Here is a 21,384-nt window from a genome sequence, read left to right as displayed (position 1 = left end):
CAAAGACAGAAAAGCATTTGAAAATTTTTAAAATTTTCAAATCAACGAGAAACCCGATCAGCGAGGAGATAGAGATGTGGTAGCTAAAACAGTAGAAGCCTTAAATACTGGGGAAATACCTCAAAAAACAGGAGTAGCATACGCCATGGCTTCTCTTGATAACGCAATAAAAAAAAATAAGTCCTTAAAACTTGGAACCCCCGAAAGAAGACCCGATGTTCTCATGCAACCCTTGTGTGTTCCAGAATATCAAACAGAATATCCGAAATGTATTACCGATGCGCTTGGAAAAATTTTTCAGGAATACAACAACGCTTTTACCCCCCTTATTAAAAAAAATAGAGAATGGGAAACCGACTATCAATATTGCTTGGATAGAAACGGAAATCCGATAAATCGATGGGTTCAAATAGATATGACTGGTCTTCCTGAAGAATTCCTTAAAAAAGCCTACAAAGGCGAATTTACCCAAGAAGCTCTTCAAGAAACACTGAGGGGGAGAATATTTGAAATAGAAAATTCCATTGCCTACTATCAGCTCCTTCAAACAATATTTGAGAAAGACGAAGAAGGAAGATTTCGAAAATGCTTCCGAGAATCGTTAGATGTTTTACGAAACAAACACGGGAAAAACATTGCCCTTCTCACCGTTACCAATTCAAAACACAATGACCTAAGAGAGGCAGAATTTGGAAAAACAGGAGATGAAATTTTAACAAACACAGAAGTAAAAAAAATTTCGGGATTTGATGCATTTATGGGACCCGAAGAATTCAAGAAGCATGTTGAAGAAAATGGCGGAAATTCGAAATACCTCTTATTTGTAAGATCATCTATTCCTGTTGATCGACTCAAAAACCCAAAAGTACCCTTAGAAGAAACTTTATTGTCAGATCCTGAAATGAGAAGAGTGATAAAAGCAAATACAATAACCATAAATATTGATGATCCAAACATGCCATCTTCCCAAAAAATCAATGACACCAAGGAATACATGCAATCTGTAGGAATGGGATTTCACATAGAAAAGGAAGAAGATATTCTTTCTGAGACAACAGTGAGATATCTGCAATCGGGAGGATCTTTTCAAGATATTTTTTTCCTCAAAACAGTCGATAAAATTGGAGAAAAAAAGTTTCTGAAAGAACTTTTCTTACCAGAAAATGAATTTTTTTCCGAATTTATAAAATACCTCTCTTCTCATGGGGTAGATCCCCAAAGAGCGATAGATCATGAGGACCTCCTTCCATCAATCCAAAAAATACGATTATCAATCCTTCAAAGATACGCAAAAAGCTTGGGGAAAAAGAACGCAGAAGAAATATATCAGCAAGACACGATCCTTTCTCCAGAATTCATTGCATACCTCAATCAACAAAAAGTACATCCTGAAGACATCATCTCGGGAAAAGTGAGACTCAGACTCAAGCCGATGAAAGAATCATACGGATGCTATGGTCATAATTCCGGTGAGCTTGGAGATGGGAAATTCCGAAAAAAATACCGAAGGAATTTAGAAGAGAGAGGGCGCTATATCTTGCAGATAGAAATGCCACAAGCACAGATTCACAATATTTCAAATAACACCACTTACATTTTTATCGACAGAAACTTTATGACTATTAACGATAATGAAGATCCTATTTTTATGAATGGATACCGATCGCTCATTCCTGTGGATCATCAAGAGGCAAAAAATGGGAGAATCCACGGAAATGGCGATACGGTTTGGGCAGAAATATTTCCAGAAGAATAACCGCCCTATTTGTATTTCCCCGCTTTCTTCGGTATTATTCCACTATTAAAAGTAATCCCGATATATGCTGAAAGATATTCTTTCACTTTCTGAAAAGTTTATCTCTATACCTTCAGATCCAGAAAACAAGAAAGCACTTAGCGAAATCTTGGATTTTTCACTTTCGCAGGTTTCTGAATTTACCATTGAGAAATTTGAAAAAAATGGTGTCCGAAGCGCTCTTATTTTTAATACCGAAAAAAGACCTTCACGATTTCAGATTCTTCTCAATAGTCACCTCGACGTTATTCCGGGAAAACCGCATCAGTATATTCCAAAAATAAAAGAAAATCGCCTGTACGGTGTTGGTGCCATGGATATGAAGGCAAACCTCGCCTGTGCGCTCCTTGTTTTTAAGAAAATTGCAAAAAGTCTCCATTACCCCATTGCTCTTCAACTGGTGACTGATGAAGAAGTGGGTGGCTACAACGGGACAAAATACCAAATACAAGAGCATGGTGTGAGATCAGATTTTGTTATAACAACTGAACCAACAAATCTCAATATTGTTCATAAGGCGAAAGGAGTTTTATGGATAAAAATATCCTGCACAGGAAAAGCAGCGCATGGAGCGTATCCTTGGCGAGGAGAAAATGCGCTCTGGAAAATGCAGAATTTCTTAAATATTCTTCAGAAAAAATATCCCATTCCTCATGAGGAAACATGGCAAACAACCGTAAATTTGAGCAGAATAGAAACCCAAAACAAAAGTTTCAATAAAATACCAGATAACTGTGAAGCTTGGCTCGATATTCGATGTATTCCAGAAGAATCCCAAACAATTATCTATAATATACAATCACTTTTACCAGAAGGGTTTTTCTCTGAAATCCTCTTTCATGAAAATGCTCTTCTTACAGAAAAACGAAATCTGTATCTTCAAAACCTTCAAAAAATCGCCCAAGAAATAACGCAAAAAGAGATCATTCTCTACGGAGCGCACGGAACATCTGATGCACGACATTTTTTTGATGCTGGGTGCAACGGAATTGAATTTGGACCTATTGGAGAAGGAATTGGAACAGACAATGAATGGGTTGATATTCCAAGTTTAGAAAAATACTCCCATATTTTAGAGGCTTTTCTCTTGTCATATAACACCAAAGATTAGGCGTCCCATTTTTGTATCTCCTCTTTTACCCGATTCATCGGAAGCCCAATAATATTTTCCCGATCCCCAGAAAACCCTTTAAGAATTCTTTTCATTGCTTTTCCCTCAATGCGAAGCGCTCCCGAAACTTCTTTCCATTCTTCAGAGTTGAGAATTTTAATAAGATCATCTTCGGAAAAATCTCGATAATGTACTTCTGATATTTCAGCTCCAGAACGCTGTTTCTCTTTTGAGAGAAGGCAAAATCCGGTTATTACTTGTTCTCTTTTTCCTTTCTTTTCGAGAATCATTTCCCGAGCATGCTCGCGAGATTCCGGTTTTCCAAGAATTGCCCCACTCGGAGAAACAACAAGCGTATCCGCTGAGAGAACAAGGGAATTTGGATATTTTTCAAAAACCGCCTTCGCTTTTTGTACCGCAAGGCATTCTGCATTTTCTTGGGGAGTTTTTTGAGGATCAATGTTTTCCTCAATATCCGAGGGAAAAATCTCAAAGAAAAATCCGTGCTTCAAAAGAAGTCGAACACGCTGAGGAGAAGAAGATGCAAGAACAATTGAACGCATCAGGAGGTAAATTTCGGAAAGGGAAACTGATTTGGAAATGCCAAGTCAACATAGACCACCAACGCAAAAAGGAGAAAAGCGAAGAAGAGCGTGACCGCATCAGAAAAGTGGAATTTCTTGTCGAGAAGCTCCCCATCTTCATATTGCTCTTTTATCGAAAGCCGCACGCTTGTAAATCCAAAAAAAATACCAAAAAGAGCGAGCGGAAGATCTGCGAGTTGTAAAAAAATTTCCGACTCATAAGGATGAAAATCATTTCTCCAAAAAATGAATGCGAGAAGGTACAAGAAGCCACAAACAAGAAAAAAGGCTTCACACACCCGATGGATAGTTTGCAGGAGATTCATCGAAAAACATTGTATCTCAAAAAGAAAAATTTTTCGAGAACCAGAAAAAACGCAATACTTATTCTCGTGAAAATCCGATTTTTTATTGGCGCCTCTTTTTTCGCTTCCATTCTCCTTTTTATTTTTTGGGGATCAATTTTTATTCCTGTAGAGCTTCCGAAAGACCCATTGAGTCTTTTTGTTGAAGATCGACATGAGGAGACACTTGCCCTTACGCTCGCAGAAGATGAACAATATCGACAAGAAAACACACCATTTTCACGGATACCAAAAGCGTTCGTTTATGCTGTTCTTCTTCAGGAAGATCAGCGTTTTTGGCAACACGGTGGAATTGATTTTTTTTCTACTGGAAGAGCACTTTGGCAAAACATCTCTTCGGGATACATTGTTTCTGGAGCAAGCACTCTCACTCAACAAACAGCAAAAATGCTTTTAGGAAATCGTTCACGCACTTGGAAGAATAAAATTCAGGAGGCATATTTTGCGCTTCGTCTTGAAAAGCAGTTTTCAAAAGAAGAGATCTTTTCGATCTGGGCATCATCTGCACATTTTGGCGGAAATATCGTTGGTATTGAAGCGGCTTCTCACCTCTACTTTGAAAAAAAACCAGAGTTTCTTCTTCCGGCAGAATCTGTTTTTCTTGCTGTTCTTCCGAAAAAACCTTCCGAAATCGACCAACCAGAACGGCTTACAAAAAAAAGGAACAGAGTTTTAGAAAAACTTTTAGAAAATGGGGTTTTATCAGAAACCGAAACACTTTTTGCAACAGAAAGCCCATTGCCAGTGAGGAGAGAAATTCCAAAATATGCGGAACACTTTGTACGAACATTTTTTTCAAAAAAAGAAGGAATGCATCTGTCAACACTCGACAAAGGGCTTCAAGAAGATATTCAACAATTTGCCAAGCGACATCTCCAATTTTTAGAAGAGTATCAAGCACACTCCGTAGCTGTGGCAGTGGTGGAAACGAAAACCGGTGCGATTCGTGCGTACCTCGGAAATGCGGATTTTTGGACTGATACTCCATCTCGAGAAATAGACATGCTTCAATCTTTTCGCTCTACAGGAAGCGCACTCAAGCCTTTTCTGTATCTGCTCGCCTTTGAAGAACTCAACTGGAATGCCGAAACCATTCTTTTTGATGATCCCATTGCCTTTGCCACCGAAAATGGAGCGCCATACATTCCCAAAAATTTTGACCTCACCTATCGAGGAGAAATTTCCGTACGAAAAGCTCTTGCCGAGTCACGAAATATTCCAGCAGTTGAAACTCTAAATAGCGTTGGGGAATCTGCACTCTCTTCTCTTTTCCATGAGATGAAAATCGAGTCCATTGCTGAAGAAGAAAATGCAGGGCTTTCTGCTGCACTTGGAAGCAGGGAAATTCATCCGATTGACCTTCTTCGACTCTATCTCGCTCTTGCTCGCGGAGGAACGAGTATTCCGCTTTGTACCGAAGAGCCCTGCGTCTTCCCAAAAGAAACACGCATTTTTTCTGAAGAAAAAAGTCAAGAAATTACGCAAATTTTGGCGGATAACACAGCACGGATTCGAACCTTTGGTGAAGAATCCCCACTCGCACTCCCCTTTCCTGTTGCGGTCAAAACCGGAACCTCTCGAGATTTTCGAGACAGCCTTGCAGTAGGATTCACCTCAGAATATGTTGTACTTGTTTGGGTCGGAAACCCGAATGCAGAGTCAATGAAAGAAGTGAGCGGTGTGCTTGGCGCTGGACATATTTTTGCAGATGTCATGAACCTGCTCGCAAACAAAAAAACGCCAAAAGATTTTCCAAAATACCTTGTACAAAAAGAGACAGGGGCGGAAAACACACCTTCCAATTTTCGCCTTCTTTTTCCACACTCTTTTGCGGAATTTTCTATTGATCCTGAGCGACCAATTACACTTCAGAAAATAAAAATACATGCAAGTGCTCCAGCAGATTTTTTTGTGGATGGGGAAAAAATTGGGAATGGAGATTTTATATTTTGGGAACCAACGCCCGGAACGCATGAAATTCGCGCAGAATCGGGAGGAGAACGTATTTTACGAACAATTCGAGTACGATAACATCACATAAAGAATAGGAAACCTCGACATAGTGAGGAAATGCACTAAAAATATCGCCCTGACCAGAGATTTATTTTAATAAAAAGAATGTCCAAAAATGTTCGCACTGCGTCACGCAAGGGACGCACTCGACTTTCGGGAGAGTTATACCAGCTAACGGGAACCTCAGAAATGGAATAGCCCAATGACTCGGCAATAACCAAGGCTTCTGCATCGAACGCAAAACGAAATATTTTTTGTCGAGAAAAAATTTCTTTCGCCGCCTTGTGAGAAAAGAGTTTAAATCCGCATTGCGTATCGGAAATATCATCAATAAGCGCAAAACGGATAATAGAATTCCCAATGCGCCCCAAGAGAACGCGTGAGCGAGATTGTGCCCGACGAACCTTACTTCCTTTTGCATATCGAGAGCCAATAGCAATATCACGAGAAGAAAGTGTACCTCGAAGATTCTCATACTCTTCAATAGGCGTGGAGCCATCTGCATCTGCTAGGAGAATATATTTTCCAGAGCTTTTCATTACTCCACAAGATACCGCATGTCCTTTTCCTCTGTTTTTTTCATTTTCCAAAAGAACAAGATGGGAAATATCATGAGAAAGTGATTGTACTACAGAAACCGTTGAATCTGTACTGCCATCGCTCACCACAATAATTTCCGCGGAAATATGTTTCAACTGAAAAAAATGATTCATGAGAATAAGCGTATTTCGAATACGATACTCTTCATTGTATGCCGGAATCACAACACTCACTTCATACGAAAACATTTTCGGAACTGGAATGTGTCTGAGATCAAATCGAAATGTCCAATATTTATTCGCAAAAAAATTCCACGAGAGCACCACACCAGAGGTGAGAATTTTGGCAATAAGGTAATGAATGTGGAAAACATTATAAAAAACAGTCATAAAGCCAACAGTGAGAAGTAAACCGCCAAGAGAAACGAGGAAAAATTTAATCCCCTGTTTCCTGTAGTTTTTTGACGTATCTTGAAATGTCCAAAATTTATTGAGTAAAAAATTGTTGATGACTGCAAGGAAAAAGCCAAAAAAAGCGGCAAACACCGGATGAAAATCAAAAAAATGAACCAGAAGAAAAACTGTTCCCACATCAATAGTAGTTCCCAATCCGCCCACAACGCAGTAGCGAAAAAAAGGAGCGGGTGGATGCCGAAGGGGGGAAGAGATGACCATAACTCGTTTACTCTGCCACGAGAAAATGTGATTCTCAAGAGAGATTCTCTCAAAGATTCTAAAAAACACTCTTTTCAAAGAAAAAAGTTCTCCGTACAATAATCCTCGTTTTTCAAAATTATGATTCTTTCCGATCGAGACATTCTTGCCAAAATTAATGCCGGAGAAATCCGCATAGAATCTCCTCACGAAAACTGGAAAAAACAGGTTGGCGCAAGTTCACTCGATCTTCGGTTGGGAAAGTATTTTAAAATTTACGAACACGGACGATTCCCTGTGCTCGATCCATTGAAAATGAAAGAGGAAGAAGAAATCACAAGGCTCATTGAAGTGGCAAGTGGTGAACCATTTATTGTACAGCCTGGAGAATTTGCCCTTGGTGTAACACTTGAAAAGGTTCACATTCCAAATGATATGGTGGCACGCGTTGAAGGAAGAAGTTCACTCGGACGACTTGGCATTATTATTCATTCTACTGCGGGTTTTGTAGATGCAGGATTTACGGGAACTATCACCCTCGAAATTACAAATATCAATCGAATGCCCGTGGCACTTTATCCGGGAATGCGAGTATGCCAGCTTGCTTTTGAAACTATGAGTAGTCCAGCACTTGTCCCCTATTCTGAGAAAAAAACATCAAAGTATCAGGATCAAGTTTTACCACAAGAAAGCAGAATTTATCAGGATCCGTTTTTTCGGAAATCATAATTCTTCAAAAACAACACTTCATAAAAAACCGTAATTCAGACAAAAAACTGTACCCCCAGAGTGAAAACCATTTTATGTGGATGGCAAATGAGAAGTATGTTATAATCCTTCTTGTTCATGGTCTGTGCACACCTTTCTTGGTCATGGATGTCAAAAAAAACACTCATTCTCTTTGGTATGACAATTGGCTCTTCTTTGGGGAGTTATTTTGGTATGATATTAGGAATCGAAACATTTTCGCTGACCTCTGTGGTTTTCTCAATTATTGGGGGCTCTCTTGGGATATGGATTACAAATAAGATCTAAAATCACTTTACCGACATTGACAGCCCGACTCTCGGCATGAAAGGATAGCTCTCCTTATTTTTACAGTATGTCTGTTTCGAAATACGAACAATATACTCCTCAAAATATTATTAGGATGGCAACACCATCATGCTATAAAGATCCAGATTTGCCACCGAGAAAAAAGAATGCGCGTGAATTCCTCAGAAATGAAAAATGTCTTTCGCAGATTGTAATGGATATTCAGGAATTCCTTGGCGGAGAAAAGAGGATTCTTCTCCTTTCTACTTCATCACCTTCATCAGGCGGAAAAGGGAAATTTACAAAACTCGTCCAAGAAACCTGCAATGAGATTAATATTCCTTGCGTTCTTGTAGAATCTGATCATTATTTTAGAACCGCACGAGGATCGGCAGAACGCCAAAAGATGACGGAATCGGGCAGAGAGTTTCTACGATATATTTACGACACCAAGAAACAAAGACGGGTACTTCAGAAAATTATTTCTCCAAAAAACAAAGGAAAAAGAGAAGAAGTAGAGGACTGTTATGAAAACGGAGATTTTACCGGAAGCCAAAGGTATGATATTCCTTCTGGAAAATTCGTTCTTCTCGTCGAAGGTCTAAATGCTGGGATCATCACAAAAAATATTGCTCAAGAAGAAGATGTTCAGTCGAGACATATTTATTTGTTACAACCGCCAGAGGTTCATATTTCTGGAGTTATTTTTCGTGATATTCGAGAGAAAAAAGATATTTATGCACTTCAAGAACGTATTTCTTTTCGTATAAGAGAATTTTGTCATCACCTCCTATTTGCAATTCCCAATCTCTGCCGAGCAGATTATATTGTTTCCGATCCCGGTCGCCTCAAAAAACTCACAAAAAAAACAAAAGCAGTACAAAATATTGATGAAAATACTATAGAAGAAATTCAAAGAATTATTTGCCAAACCGATCTTCTTAATGAAGTACTCCAAAAATGTCACAAAAAAGAGCGTGCTTTTATGGAGCAAGCTTTTTTGAGAACAACAGAGCTCATTGCTTTTCTTCAAAAAGGAAAAAAACCTTATGAATATTTTCTAAAAACGCTCTACTCTTCCTCGTCTTCTTCACAAGAAGGAAAATAATATTCCTCTCCTACTCTAAAGACTATTTTTGTGTTTGCAGACCGGTTTTTTTCCGGCATACTCCAATCCCTTTTTTTCATAAATGGATATTCGAAACATCGCCATTATTGCTCACGTTGATCATGGAAAAACCACTCTTGTTGATGCTCTCCTGAGGGGAAGCGGAACATTCGCCGCACATGAAATTGTTGAAGAACGAGTAATGGACAGCAATGACCAAGAGAAAGAGCGTGGAATTACTATCTATGCAAAAAATACTGCTGTGCACTATCGAGATTCAAAAATAAATATTGTTGATACACCCGGACATGCGGATTTTGGAAGCGAAGTTGAACGCGTCCTCGGTATGGTGGATGCGGCACTTTTGGTGGTAGATGCCTATGAAGGACCAATGCCACAAACAAAGTTCGTCCTCCAAAAGTCTTTGCAACTCGGACTGAAAGTGCTCGTTGTAGTGAATAAGATCGATAAATCTACCGCACGTCCAGATGAAGTAATCAATGAGGTTTTTGATCTTTTTGCATCTCTTGGAGCAACAAACGAACAGCTCGATTTCCCTCACCTCTATGCCATTGCTCGCGAAGGGGTTGCTATAAGGAATTTAGACGAAGACCGAAAGGATATCACTCCACTACTCGACTGGATTTTAGAAGAAGTCTCGCCTGCTCCAAAAAACGAATCAGTCCCCTTTCGTTTTCAGCCCGCAACACTTGCGTATGATAGCTTTTTAGGGCGTATTGCTGTTGGTCGTGTTCGAGAAGGAACACTCAAAAAAGGACAAAATGTCTTTATAAAAACGCCAGATGGAAAAATGCGAAAAGGGAAAGTAACTCAACTCTTCACGTTTCTTGGACTCACAAGAAGCGAAACAGAAAAAGCGGAATGCGGGGATATCATTGCACTTGCCGGTATTTCTGATATTTATGTCGGCGAGACAGTGACAGATAATGAAAATACTGATCCTCTCAAGGCAATATCTATTGACCCTCCAGCGCTTGCCATGGATTTTATGGTGAACGATTCTCCACTTGCAGGAAAAGAAGGGAAACTGGTAACTTCTCGAAATATTCGGGAGCGTCTTGAGCGAGAACTTGAAACGAATGTTGGACTCAAGATAGAGTTTTCAAATGCCTCCGACTCATTTAAGGTCTACGGAAGAGGAGAAATGCATCTTGCGGTTCTTATTGAAGATATGCGACGCGAAGGGTTTGAACTCCAAGTTTCTCAGCCAAAAGTCGTCTTTCATGAGGAAGATGGTGTAATACATGAACCACTCGAGAATGTTATCATTACCGTTCCCGAGGAAATGTCTGGTTCAATCATTGAGGTTATCTCAAAAAGAAAAGGAGAAATGAAAAATATGAGATCTGAGGGTGGAAACACCTTCTTGGAATTTTTTGTTCCCACTCGCGGACTTCTTGGATTTCGAGGAGTATTTATTATTCTCACCAAAGGTGAAGGAACTCTCTATCACTCTTTTGAAAAATACGTACCCTACCTTGGAAAAATAGCAAAGCGCCAAGTGGGCTCGCTCATCTCTGGAGCCGATGGAGAGGCCATTGCCTATTCCCTTTGGAATTTACAAGAACGCGGTCCGCTTTTTATTCATCCACAAACAAAAGTATATGAAGGCATGATTATTGGCGAACACAACAAAGGGTCGGATTTAACGGTAAATCCATTGAAGGAAAAGAAGCTAACAAACGTTCGCGCAAGTGGAAAAGACGATGCTATCAATTTAGTGCCCCCCATAGAAATGACTCTTGAAAAAGCAATTGAATACATCAACGATGATGAGTACATTGAAGTAACACCACTTAACATCCGTCTACGAAAAAAATATCGAAGCGAAAACGAAAGAAAGCGTATGGGGAAATAGAAATCTTCCCACTTCTCACAGAAGTACAGATGAAATAAGGGGAACAAAATTCCCCTTATTCTTTGCACACAAAATGCAATATATCAATGGAATGCGCAAAAAGAGCCACGAAATTCATCGCAACCCTTTTCTTATCTAAGAATCAAAACTCTTTTTAGCGCTGCTCACGAGGACGAGCCTCATTTACTACGATATTTCGTCCATTAAGGTCCTTCTCATTCCAAGCGTCAATAGCCGCCTGAGCGTCTGCTGCACTTCCCATCTCTACAAAACCAAACCCCTTAGAGCGACCAGTCATACGATCAGTAATTACTGCCGCTGAAAGAACCGTTCCGCATTCTTCGAATGCTTCACGGAGAGAGTCGTCAGTTACCCCCCATGAGAGGTTTCCGACAAATAGCTTCGTTCCCGTAGCCATAAAATGTTAAAAAAATAAAACACAATTTCTCGTTCTTCGTTCTTGGTCCTTAAGGTCAGAAAAGTGTTTTAAGGGAACGGGTTCCAAAATTGCGCTAATCATGGTAAACAACAAACAGGCAGGAGTCAAGAAAAAAGTCAAGCCCCACATGATCCATAATTTAGAATGCAACAATGAAAAATTGAAAATATCCTTTTCTTTCGGTATAATATAAACGATTCTTCACCCCCATTTTTTATGAGCGACGATCAACAACCAACAGCAGGAACACCACCCTCCGGTGGTCAATCTGGACAAAATGGAAATCTCTCTCTGGGATACGGCTACCCTCCACCTCCTCCAGGATATGGCTATCCTCCTTATGACCCAGCAATGGCACAGCAGACTCCTCCACCAGGATATGGCTACCCACCTCCTCCCCCACCAGGATACGGCTACCCTCCACCTCCTCCAGGATATGGCTATCCTCCTTATGACCCAGCAATGGCACAGCAGACTCCTCCACCAGGATACGGCTACCCACCTCCTCCCCCACCAGGATACGGCTACCCTCCACCTCCTCCAGGATATGGAGCACCTCCTCCACCACCAAAACCTATTACTCCTATTGGAAAGTTTGGCAGAGGAGATTCCTTCACAACAACAATAATACTCCCTAAGCACTCTCTAAAGATTGACGAGAGCAAATTCCTTCGTCTTCTTGCCGGATCCGCTTCACTCATGAAAGACGAGAAGCGCCGTATAATTGAGGCAGTTCCTCGCCTTACCCAAGAACAGGTCGATGAGCTTATTCGCATTTTAGAGGAAGAAAAGCAAAAGTTTTCTGAACTTGATGTTGAACATCAAGCACAAATGGAGGCTCTCGAAGCGAAACAGAAACAAGAATGGGATGAGCTCGAAATGGAAATGACTGAAGTTGATCGACAAGAAAAAGAGGATGATGCGGCAGAAGCTATTCGTCAAAAGCTTTCGGGGAAAAAAGAAGAGTAGAAAAATACGAGAAAATAAGAGGCTTCCTTTTCAACACAGAAGCCTCTCTCATCATTTCAAAAAATATGGATGTTATTGAAATAACCGCAAAAGGAGAGCAAAGACACCGAGAAGCACAGCGGGCTGAGATTGCACACGAGTTTGAGATGTATTCACGAGATCTTCGTCCAGTTTTCTCTGTGAAACAGCTCTCCACCATTTCACAACGGGGAACTGGTATTCTCATAAATATTGGGGAAGTAAAAGTAATTATTGGAAAAGAACTCGCCACCATTTTTCACAGAAATCAACCAGAAATAGTGGAAGAAATGATTCCTCAAATGCTTCAGCGCACGCAAGACGGAAATCCAAAAGCGAGCTTTGAACTCCGCATCCTAGAATGCACTCTCAATTTCGCGCTTGAAATGCTACAACGAGAGTTTAAAAACATAGAACGTTCCGCACAAAAAATACTTCTTCGACTCAAAAAAACAACATCTGATGAATATTTTGAGATGCTTCTTAACACAAAAAAGCACCTCAATAAACTACAAACAAGTGTTCGAGAAGCTGAAGAAGCTACTGAAGATGTTCTCAAAGATGAGGAGGAAATAGAATCTCTTTGCCTCGGATCACCCCAGCGAAAAGAAATGGAATCTGTTATTGAACATGCATGGGAACAGTTTGAAGACCTCTCCCATCGTATTCATGAGATTGACGAACACGTTGATGACACACAAGATTTTATTACTCTCAAAATGGCGAATCGCCGAAATCTCATTATTCGGTTTGATCTCATTATTTCTATTCTTACTGCTATTCTTTCGGGATTTGCTGTGGTCACTGGTATTTTTGGCATGAATCTTAGAAATACCTTCGAAAACAGCGGACTTGCTTTTCTTGTTGTTGTCTTTGGAATTCTTGTTGGATCCGTTGGTCTCGTCCTCCTCTCATTTTGGTATCTCCGAAAGAAAAAGATTTGGTAATGCTACTCAAAGTGGAGAGTTTCATAGCGCACAACACGTCCTTGTTCTCCAAATGAAGGAAGATAGAGAAAATAAGAGTAAGACGCATCTGGATTATAGAGGAAAAAACTCCGTCCATATCCACCAGCATAGAAACTACATTTCTCTATGGTCTCCTGTTCTTCTGCATTTCGTTTCTCCGCCGCCCCCATATTTGTATCAAGTGCTTTTGGGTGTGCCACCGAAAGCTGAGTCGCCATCCAATTCTCCACAGTATACGGAGGACTTTGAAGGTTACAATCATCTGGATCTTTTCCAAGTTCACTAATTTTTCGCAAGATGGCATCTAAAAAATCTTCGTCTTGGGTTGATTTTGTAAGTACATAAAAAGCATCCACGTGAGAAAATCGCTCTCCATCTCGTTCAGAGCAGAGTCCATCTGCCACACAAGCGGCAAAGTCATCATCATTTTGAGAGTTAGGGACAGCCAAAATAATTTTTGTTCCAATTTCAAAAACAAAAACTTCTTTCCCCTCTTTTTCAGAAAAATAAGAAAATGAAAGCCCAAGGTGATCGCTCGTGTATGTTTTTTCTGGAACCTCCTCATGAGAAGTATCTGTATTTTCAGGAACACCTTCTGTTTCTACATCTTCAGGAGTGACTTTCTCTTCCGCACCACTCTCATCCTCTTTGCTGGCGCCCTCCTCCTCCGCAATCTTTTCGTCTTCTGCTATTTTTTCCTTTTCTCTGAGGAGTACAGCAATCATGTATGCCATTTCTCCACGGGTAACACGATGATTTCCTCCTTTTACCGTTGGAGGAACAGCATTTTTTTCGGAAAGTGCCTGAGAAAATGGATGCCACCAATCTTCCCCTTCTTGTTCCTCTTGTTTTTCGAGAAGAGTATTCACGATAATCTTTGCGGCGGCAGAATAGATAATGTCTTCATTTGGACCAAATGTTCCATTGAGAAATCCTTTTACAATCCCCTCTTGTTTTGCAAAACAGAGATAAGAAATATACCACTCTCCGGGGGCGGCGTCTGGAAAAGAGATGTTTGTACAATCAGCAATCTTTTCCAAGGGAAATGTTGATAACAGAAGTATTTTTGTAAATTCTGCACGAGTAATGGATTGCTCTGGACGAAAAGTGCCATCACCATAGCCTTGGATAAAACCTTGTTTGGCAATAAAGCGAATATCCTCTGCATAACGAGTGGTATCGAGAACATCAGAAAAATCTGCATTCGCCAAAAAGGGAAATCCAAAAAGGAGGAATGTAAAACATATCAATTTTGTTCGCATTTTTCTTGAGAGAAATCATCTTGTATTCTTGCACAGATACCTCTCTTTTGAAAAGAAAATCTCATGGAATTCCTTTCCTCCAAGTATATAAAGAGTGCAAAGAAAAAAACTTGCCTTCTCGTTTCGATTATGAGAGGATTTCTTTCGCCTACCACGCGGGGTGGTAGTTCAGTTGGTTAGAACGCCGCCCTGTCACGGCGGAGGTCGCGGGTTCGAGTCCCGTCCATCCCGCCATCATTGTACTGAGAAACACCTTGGATTATAGATAAGGGGTTTTTTATTTCTATACACCGCCTCCTTGCCGTCAGCTTTATAGAGGTGTGTAAACTCGAAATTCAAAGGCAAAAATAACTCTTTTAAATCAAAATATCCTCGTAGTTCATTTTTAATCTGATAAAGACTATTTAAAATTGGATTTTATAGTAACGGATAAGGAAAAAAATAATTTTTCATATGCAGAAGGATCAATAGAAGCAGTAAAATGGATTCAAAATAAAAAGGGGGTTTTTGAATATTCATTTTCTTCATGAAAATTCTATATAAGTTTATCGTGAATATTTTGGCTTTCTGGAAAAAAAATGTGATGCTATTTCCTTTGGACTTCTTGTACTTGCAAAGTTGTGTTAAAATTCCTCTTCAATGAATTATTCAAGCATACAACCAAACAAGAAAACGGAGACGCTCTGAAGGTTTTTAAAAGTAAATACACTTTCATGGTCTTTTGTTGAGCTTTTCTAGGATTTTATCACCCCCTCCGATCCTGACCAAAATCTTTTTACCTCCTATCCAGTGTTATTGCTGAGAGATAGGTTCTTTGCAAAATCTTTAACACCCCCCTCTATTCCCCTTGCCCTGTGTGATCCAATATTACAATAGAATGCACATCCCTTTCCTACGGCATCCTCTGGAATAGTAATTTCCACCGTTGTTTCTCCTCCTTCCTCAAGAACCCTGCTCAGAACTCTGAGCTCATCAATCACAAAATCGTCTTTACCTCTTTCTGATAGTTTTATATAAATGGTTTCCCTAGGGTGTCCCTAATACACTTGGTAAAAACCAAAAATCAAACATTTCCACGGAAACTTCTTTTATTGCTCTTTCTTCCAGTCCTATGTTTGAAGACTTTTTTAGGTTTTTTTGTTCCAATTCTGTATTTACAGGATTTTCCAATACTTCTTATTCTGATTTTGTATTTCCCTGCGCTCCTTCTTCTGGTTGTGTGTTTAAAGATTATTTTGATTCTCCCTTAAGATTTTTTCCAAGAAAAGCAATGGTTTTCTGCCAAGCATCCAGCGTTTCTTGGGGAGCATAGCTGCCTCCCGAAGGATTTGCAAAGGCATGTCCCACTCCTTTGTACATATAGATTTCACTCGGAATTGAAAGCGCATTCAGCGCATCGCTAAATGCATTAACGCTTTCTACGGAGATATTTGTATCTTCACTTCCGAACACTCCCATCACTGGCCAATGAATTTTTTGAAGTTGTTCTGTATCATCCGTCAACTGTCCGTAGTAGATCACCGTTGCAGAGAGATCGTCTGATGCAAGTGCGAGATTAAGTGATTGCTGTCCGCCAAAACACCACCCCAGAGAAGCAATTTTTTCTTGTTCTACATTTGGAAGTGTGCGGAGATACGAAATAGCACTCCGCATATTTGCCACCGCTTGTTCTGTATTTTCTCGAACACCACTCGCAAGCTCCCCTGCTTGCTCGGAAGTTTCTGCCACCTCACCATTATACAAATCTACTGCAAGCACTACATATCCTTCGCTTGCCAAAAGGCGCGCCATATCACGAATGTTATCATTAAGACCCCACCATTCATGAATCATCACCACAGCAGGATACACCCCCTCTTCTTCTGGTTCTGCAAGGTATCCGTGGATATTTTCTGCATACACCACCTCTTTCCCCAAAACATTCAGAAAATCGATATTCTCAAAAAGATCTGTATTTTTTTTGCCATCTTCCGCAACGGTACATTTTCCATTAATAATCTCACCCTCTTGACACCCAATGTGATCGTCCGTGCTTATCTTCATGTCTTCCTTTTGTTCTGGAAAATTAGAAGTTTCAGAAGACTGAGGATAAGAACATGCCGAAAAAAAAAGAATAGAAAAAGTGAGAAGAAGAATATTTTTCATGACAAGGAGGATGGGGGAAACTTTTTTCAAAAAAACGACAAAAATGATCACTTCTGCAATTTCGTTGCGACTTGTAAAAAGCATGCAAAAAGCGGATGAGGCTTTCCGGGACGACTTAAAAACTCTGGATGAAACTGCGAACCAATCATAAACGGATGACGAGCAATTTCAACAATCTCCACAAGATTATTATCGGGAGACATGCCAGAGAAAAGGAATCCTTTTTCCTCAAAAGGCTTTCGGAATTCGAGATTAAACTCATAACGATGTCGATGACGCTCAGAAATCTCCTCCTTTTGATAGGCTTCATGCGTCATTGTTCCTTTTTGGACAACACATGGCCACGCGCCAAGGCGCAAAGTTCCTCCCTTTCGAACGCTCTCAGATTGCCCTGGAAGAAAATGGATAATTTTATTTTTTGCATGTGGCTGAAACTCTTCACTCGTAGCGTTTTTAATTCCCAAAACATTCCGAGCAAATTCAATTGCCATAATTTGTGACCCAAGACAAAGTCCGAGATACGGAAGGTTGTTTTCTCTTGCATATTTTGCCACCGCTATTTTCCCCTCTATCCCCCTATTTCCAAAGCCACCTGGGACAATAACTCCAGAAATTTCTTCGAGTTTTCGCATTTCCTTTTGTACGCCCTTCTCGATCTTTTCCGTATCAATCCACACTATTTCCACCTGACGATTCACGGAATATGCGGCAAATTTGATGGATTCAATAACAGAAAGATAAGCATCTTCTAGCCCCGTATATTTTCCTGCCATTCCTATTTTTATGGATTCGTGAGTCCCGTTCATATTTTCTAACATTTTTTTCCACTCGGACATTTTTGGACGAATTTTTGGAAGCTTTAACTCTCGCTCAAGCACGGCAGCAATTTTTTGATCTTCAAAAATAAGCGGAACTTCGTAAATGCTCTTCACAGTTGGTGCCGCAAAAACAGCGTCTTCTTTTGTATTACAAAACTTCGCAATTTTTAGGAGAAGCTCTTTTGGAATCTCTTGATCTGCACGAGCAACAATAATTTCCGGCTGAATACCAGCACGACGAATCTCGCGAACTGAAAGCTGTGTTGGCTTTGTTTTGAGTTCTTTCGAACCAGCAAGATACGGCAATAAGGTTAAATGGACAGAAACAGCATTGTGCGATCCACGCTCTTGACGAATTTGTCGAATTGCCTCTAAAAATGGCTCCCCTTCAATATCCCCCACGGTTCCACCAATTTCCACCACAAGAACATCGGCTTGCGTTGCCTCTGCCGCTTTTTGAATACGCTGCTTAATTTCGTCCACAATATGAGGAACTACCTGAATAGTCCCGCCCAAAAACTCTCCCTGACGTTCTTTCTCAAGAACGTGTCGATAAATTTTCCCAGTAGTCACACTCGAAGATTCTGTAAGATATTCATCGATAAAACGCTCATAGTGCCCAAGATCGAGATCTGTCTCAGCGCCATCATCTGTCACAAAGACCTCGCCATGTTGAAAAGGCGACATGGTTCCTGGATCGACATTGAGATATGGATCGAGTTTTTGCACCGAAACACGAAATCCTGCGGATTTAAGAATTTTAGCAATGGAAGCGGAAGCGATTCCTTTTCCCAAGGAACTGCAAACACCGCCAGTAACAAAAACAAACTTTGGCACGAACGCATAGTAGGGAAAGACAAAAAAAAACGCAAAATGTATTCCCAATATTTTCCTATTATTGAATGATGTGTTTCGAGTGTTCTCATATTAAAAAATAAAATAGTAAAACTTATTATCCAGAAAAATGCTTATAAATTAAGAAAAATAAAAGATTTGCGTAAAATATATTTTATGTTATATAATTAAATGAATCATATATTTTAAAACAAAAAATGAAAAAAGAAATATATTCCACAGCGAGGGGAAGCATAAGAATTGGCGGAATTCTTCTGGCATCAATCTTTCTTCTCGCTACTCCAACACACGGATTTTTTGACGAAAAAATTGAACAAATTCTTGCGGAATCAGATTCTGGGGTCGTAGAAGGACTTTTAGGGACTCCCGGAAACGGAAAAGTGATTCTTATTTGGAATACAACCTACGATACAGAAGGAGAAGAAGCGACGAAATATCGTATTGAATATGGTCCAACTTCTGTAGAAGCCGGAACCTCAGAAGAATATGAATTCTTTTTAGAAACGGAAGATAATCTTCCAAGCGCAAAGGTAGATGATCTTGCAAATGGAACAACATACTATTTTCGCGTCATTGGTATTTTTGCCGATAAGAGCGAAAGTCTTCCGAGTCAAGAAATCTCAGTAAAACCAGTCGGTGATATGCAACAACAATTTTCTGAATCTCCCGTTGTTATTTCTGCAGAAACCACAGGAAGCAAAACACTTCTCGTTTTCTTTTCGGAAGAAATTATTCTTCCAAGTAGTACGCCCGAACTCGCTTTTTCTATAACAGAAGAAGAGGGCTCACAAAATTCTATCACTGTAGAAAGTGCTCAATATAATACTACCTCAGGGTCCGAAGAAAAATCGGAAGTTGTTCTTCGAACAACAGAATCACTCGTTTCCGGAACAACATATCGTGTCACGGCTTCTGCTCAAATCACCGATATCGATGGAAATCCCGTAGAGAGTGGAAGTACCGATTCTGCAACTTTTGGAGGATTTAATGGTACAGAATCTCCCGAAAGCTCCTATACGCCCACGAGTACTGACGACAGTCAGGAAACAACAGGAACGACGACAACAACAACGGGAGGAGATAAAGAAATAAGCCTTGATGATCTCTTAAATCAACTTGATGATGGGAGCACGAGTGGAGAAGAAGGAAGTCAGCAAGATCTCGAAAACGTTTTAAATGTGACCAGCAGTTCTGGAGAAGAAGATGTTACTCCACCAGAAGACGTTACCAACCTTGTTGATTCTATCCGGGCACAAATTGATAAGTGGATTGTGACACTTGCGTGGACACCAAGTATTAATAGTGCAGGAGATTTAAGCGATCAAATTCTCTATCGCAGTCTTAATCGGGGAACAACATGGGCTGGCTCTTCTCGACTCGGAAAAGATGCCAGACAAGTGGAAATTCCAGAAAATCCAAACACCACCGTTGCCTATAAAATCACTACGACGGATATTGCAGGAAACGAGAGCGCTGGAATTATTAGAATTGTAAATCTTCCCGCACTTCCCGCAACAGGTGGAGGAGTTTTTCTCCTTGGAATGAGCGCCCTCGCTGGAGGACTCATGCGACTTCGACGAAAGAAATAATGGTTAGAAGATAATACGATCAATAGAGCTTACAAGAATACCACTCGCACCCGCCTCCTTGAGACGGGTGATTTTTTTCCAAAAATCTTCGTCTTCTCGAACAACAGAATGAATGGCAACCCATCCTTTTTCTGCCAAAGAAGTTACTGTGGGGCTTCCAAGTCCAGGAAGAATTTCTGAAATACGTTTTATACTGCTTCTAGGAGCATTCATAACCACGGATTTAAGATTTTTTGCATTTGCCACCGACCGAATGCGAAGGAGAAATTCTTCAAAAACTTCATTTTCTAAAAAGTCTTTTTGTGTCGCTAAAACAGCGGAAGAGAAGAATATGCTTTCCACTTCTCGAAGATGATTTGCAACAAGCGTGCTTCCAGAACTAACAAGGTCACAAATGGCATCTGATATTCCCATTTTTGGTGAAATCTCCACAGAACCACTCATGGGGACAATAGTTGCAGAGAGCTTCTCTTTCATAAGATACCCTCCCAAAAGACGTTCATAGCTCGTTGCAATAGTCTTTCCAGAAAGATCGGCTGGCGAAACAATAGCAGAATCATTCGGAACAGCAATCGAAAGGCGACAGGAGGAGAATTTGAGATCGTCAATAATTTTTATTTCTGAATTTCGGGGAGATTCTGCAATTGTATTTTTACCGAGTATTCCAAAATCAACCACCTTATCGGCAATCATCTCGGGAATATCTCCGACACGCAAAAAAAGAATCTCAAGAGGAAACGAATGAACGCGAGCGAGAAGTCCCCTTTCATCACAATGAAAATCGAATCCTGCCTTTCGGAGAAGCTCTTGTGATACACTTCCCATGCGTCCAGATTTTTGAATAGCAAGACGAAAAACGGTGTTCATTTCGTGCGAGAAAAAATAAAATCGTATCCCCCCGCCCCCTGCTTCATCCAATGAGAAACCCTGCAAACAGTTGTTGTTGAGAGACTCGTTTGCTCCGCAACAGAACGGATGGAAGCTCCTGAATGAATAATCTTCGCCGCCAAAAGCCGACGCGACATTTCAGAGAGTTCGGAAAGTGTGCAAACATCACGAAAAAATGCCCCCACTTCTTCTGAAGTTTTGAGCAAAAGAATAGCAGAAAAAAAAGATTCCATTTCTTCAGTTTTCCAGTTTTTCACAGAGTGTGTTAATGTATTAATACATTAAAAAAGGGAAAGAGGAGTGTCAAGAAAAAGAGTTTTGCTTCCCACAGAAGAAGTCTTTACCATAAG

The 21,384-nt window shown here is 40.3% G+C and carries 19 protein-coding genes and 1 tRNA gene; 10 read left to right on the top strand and 10 right to left on the bottom strand.

Going from position 1 to position 21,384, the window contains the following annotated elements:
- Positions 1–76: 76 nt before the first annotated feature.
- Complete coding sequence (locus IPN35_01745; protein ID QQS59589.1) at positions 77–1,756, top strand: hypothetical protein; 1,680 nt, start codon at positions 77–79, stop codon at positions 1,754–1,756.
- 64 nt (positions 1,757–1,820) lie between these two features.
- Positions 1,821–2,906: a M20/M25/M40 family metallo-hydrolase gene (locus IPN35_01740; protein ID QQS59588.1), complete on the top strand. Its 1,086-nt coding sequence runs from the start codon at positions 1,821–1,823 to the stop codon at positions 2,904–2,906.
- Here IPN35_01740 and maf read toward each other — a convergent pair.
- On the bottom strand, positions 2,903–3,469 hold the full coding sequence (gene maf / locus IPN35_01735) for a septum formation protein Maf (GenBank protein ID QQS59587.1): 567 nt from the start codon (positions 3,467–3,469) through the stop codon (positions 2,903–2,905). The genes IPN35_01740 and maf overlap by 4 nt on opposite strands.
- Positions 3,469–3,816: a hypothetical protein gene (locus IPN35_01730; GenBank protein QQS59586.1), complete on the bottom strand. Its 348-nt coding sequence runs from the start codon at positions 3,814–3,816 to the stop codon at positions 3,469–3,471. Before IPN35_01730 ends, maf begins: the two co-directional genes overlap by 1 nt.
- A 66-nt stretch (positions 3,817–3,882) precedes the next feature.
- Here IPN35_01730 and pbpC point away from each other — a divergent pair, with 66 nt between their 5' ends.
- A complete protein-coding gene (pbpC, locus tag IPN35_01725) occupies positions 3,883–5,886 on the top strand; it encodes a penicillin-binding protein 1C (GenBank protein QQS59585.1) in 2,004 nt (667 codons plus the stop codon).
- 44 nt (positions 5,887–5,930) lie between these two features.
- Here pbpC and IPN35_01720 read toward each other — a convergent pair whose 3' ends face one another.
- Positions 5,931–7,151: a GtrA family protein gene (locus tag IPN35_01720; protein QQS59584.1), complete on the bottom strand. Its 1,221-nt coding sequence runs from the start codon at positions 7,149–7,151 to the stop codon at positions 5,931–5,933.
- A 51-nt stretch (positions 7,152–7,202) separates the two neighbouring features.
- On the opposite strand from IPN35_01720, the gene IPN35_01715 reads away from it, so the two are divergent.
- The 3 genes from IPN35_01715 to typA all read left to right on the top strand — a co-directional run bounded on the left by IPN35_01715 (position 7,203) and on the right by typA (position 11,083).
- Entirely contained in the window at positions 7,203–7,790 is a 588-nt protein-coding gene (locus tag IPN35_01715) for a dCTP deaminase (GenBank protein QQS59583.1), read from the top strand.
- A gap of 373 nt (positions 7,791–8,163) precedes the next feature.
- Positions 8,164–9,204, top strand: a complete 1,041-nt coding sequence (locus IPN35_01710) for a hypothetical protein (GenBank protein QQS59582.1) — start codon at positions 8,164–8,166, stop codon at positions 9,202–9,204.
- 82 nt (positions 9,205–9,286) lie between these two features.
- On the top strand, positions 9,287–11,083 hold the full coding sequence (typA, locus tag IPN35_01705) for a translational GTPase TypA (GenBank protein QQS59581.1): 1,797 nt from the start codon (positions 9,287–9,289) through the stop codon (positions 11,081–11,083).
- Between the two features lie 154 nt (positions 11,084–11,237).
- Here typA and IPN35_01700 read toward each other — a convergent pair whose 3' ends face one another.
- Positions 11,238–11,501, bottom strand: coding sequence for an RNA-binding protein (locus tag IPN35_01700; protein QQS59580.1), 264 nt, complete (start codon positions 11,499–11,501; stop codon positions 11,238–11,240).
- Positions 11,502–11,738: 237 nt separating this feature from the next.
- On the opposite strand from IPN35_01700, the gene IPN35_01695 reads away from it, so the two are divergent.
- Together IPN35_01695 and IPN35_01690 are read left to right on the top strand one after the other, a co-directional pair.
- The gene (locus tag IPN35_01695; protein QQS59579.1) at positions 11,739–12,491 is read left to right on the top strand and encodes a hypothetical protein; all 753 of its coding nucleotides are present in this window, start codon (positions 11,739–11,741) and stop codon (positions 12,489–12,491) included.
- 65 nt (positions 12,492–12,556) lie between these two features.
- Entirely contained in the window at positions 12,557–13,456 is a 900-nt protein-coding gene (locus IPN35_01690) for a CorA family magnesium transporter (GenBank protein QQS59578.1), read from the top strand.
- A gap of 2 nt (positions 13,457–13,458) precedes the next feature.
- On the opposite strand, the gene IPN35_01685 is transcribed toward IPN35_01690, so the two are convergent.
- Positions 13,459–14,739, bottom strand: a complete 1,281-nt coding sequence (locus IPN35_01685) for an S-layer homology domain-containing protein (protein ID QQS59577.1) — start codon at positions 14,737–14,739, stop codon at positions 13,459–13,461.
- 157 nt (positions 14,740–14,896) lie between these two features.
- Here IPN35_01685 and IPN35_01680 point away from each other — a divergent pair.
- Positions 14,897–14,973 (top strand) — tRNA-Asp (locus tag IPN35_01680).
- Positions 14,974–15,521: 548 nt separating this feature from the next.
- Here the strand turns inward: IPN35_01680 and IPN35_01675 are convergent.
- The 3 genes from IPN35_01675 to IPN35_01665 all read right to left on the bottom strand — a co-directional run bounded on the left by IPN35_01675 (position 15,522) and on the right by IPN35_01665 (position 18,539).
- Positions 15,522–15,719, bottom strand: coding sequence for a hypothetical protein (locus IPN35_01675; GenBank protein QQS59576.1), 198 nt, complete (start codon positions 15,717–15,719; stop codon positions 15,522–15,524).
- A 250-nt stretch (positions 15,720–15,969) separates the two neighbouring features.
- Entirely contained in the window at positions 15,970–16,884 is a 915-nt protein-coding gene (locus tag IPN35_01670) for a dienelactone hydrolase family protein (GenBank protein ID QQS59575.1), read from the bottom strand.
- Positions 16,885–16,931: 47 nt separating this feature from the next.
- Positions 16,932–18,539 carry a CTP synthase gene (locus IPN35_01665; GenBank protein QQS59574.1) on the bottom strand — a complete coding sequence of 536 codons (1,608 nt, stop codon included), beginning with the start codon at positions 18,537–18,539 and terminating at the stop codon, positions 16,932–16,934.
- Positions 18,540–18,754: 215 nt separating this feature from the next.
- Between IPN35_01665 and IPN35_01660 the strand changes: the two genes are divergently transcribed.
- Complete coding sequence (locus IPN35_01660) at positions 18,755–20,146, top strand: Ig-like domain-containing protein (protein QQS59573.1); 1,392 nt, start codon at positions 18,755–18,757, stop codon at positions 20,144–20,146.
- A 3-nt stretch (positions 20,147–20,149) separates the two neighbouring features.
- On the opposite strand, the gene IPN35_01655 is transcribed toward IPN35_01660, so the two are convergent.
- Both IPN35_01655 and IPN35_01650 read right to left on the bottom strand, forming a co-directional pair.
- Positions 20,150–21,013 carry an ATP phosphoribosyltransferase gene (locus IPN35_01655; protein QQS59572.1) on the bottom strand — a complete coding sequence of 288 codons (864 nt, stop codon included), beginning with the start codon at positions 21,011–21,013 and terminating at the stop codon, positions 20,150–20,152.
- Complete coding sequence (locus IPN35_01650; GenBank protein ID QQS59571.1) at positions 21,010–21,291, bottom strand: hypothetical protein; 282 nt, start codon at positions 21,289–21,291, stop codon at positions 21,010–21,012. Before IPN35_01650 ends, IPN35_01655 begins: the two co-directional genes overlap by 4 nt.
- Between the last annotated feature and the right edge of the window lie 93 nt (positions 21,292–21,384).

It is taken from the genome of Candidatus Peregrinibacteria bacterium, assembly GCA_016699755.1.
Lineage (GTDB): Bacteria > Patescibacteriota > Gracilibacteria > CAIRYL01.
This window is presented reverse-complemented; position numbering and strand designations above follow the sequence as displayed.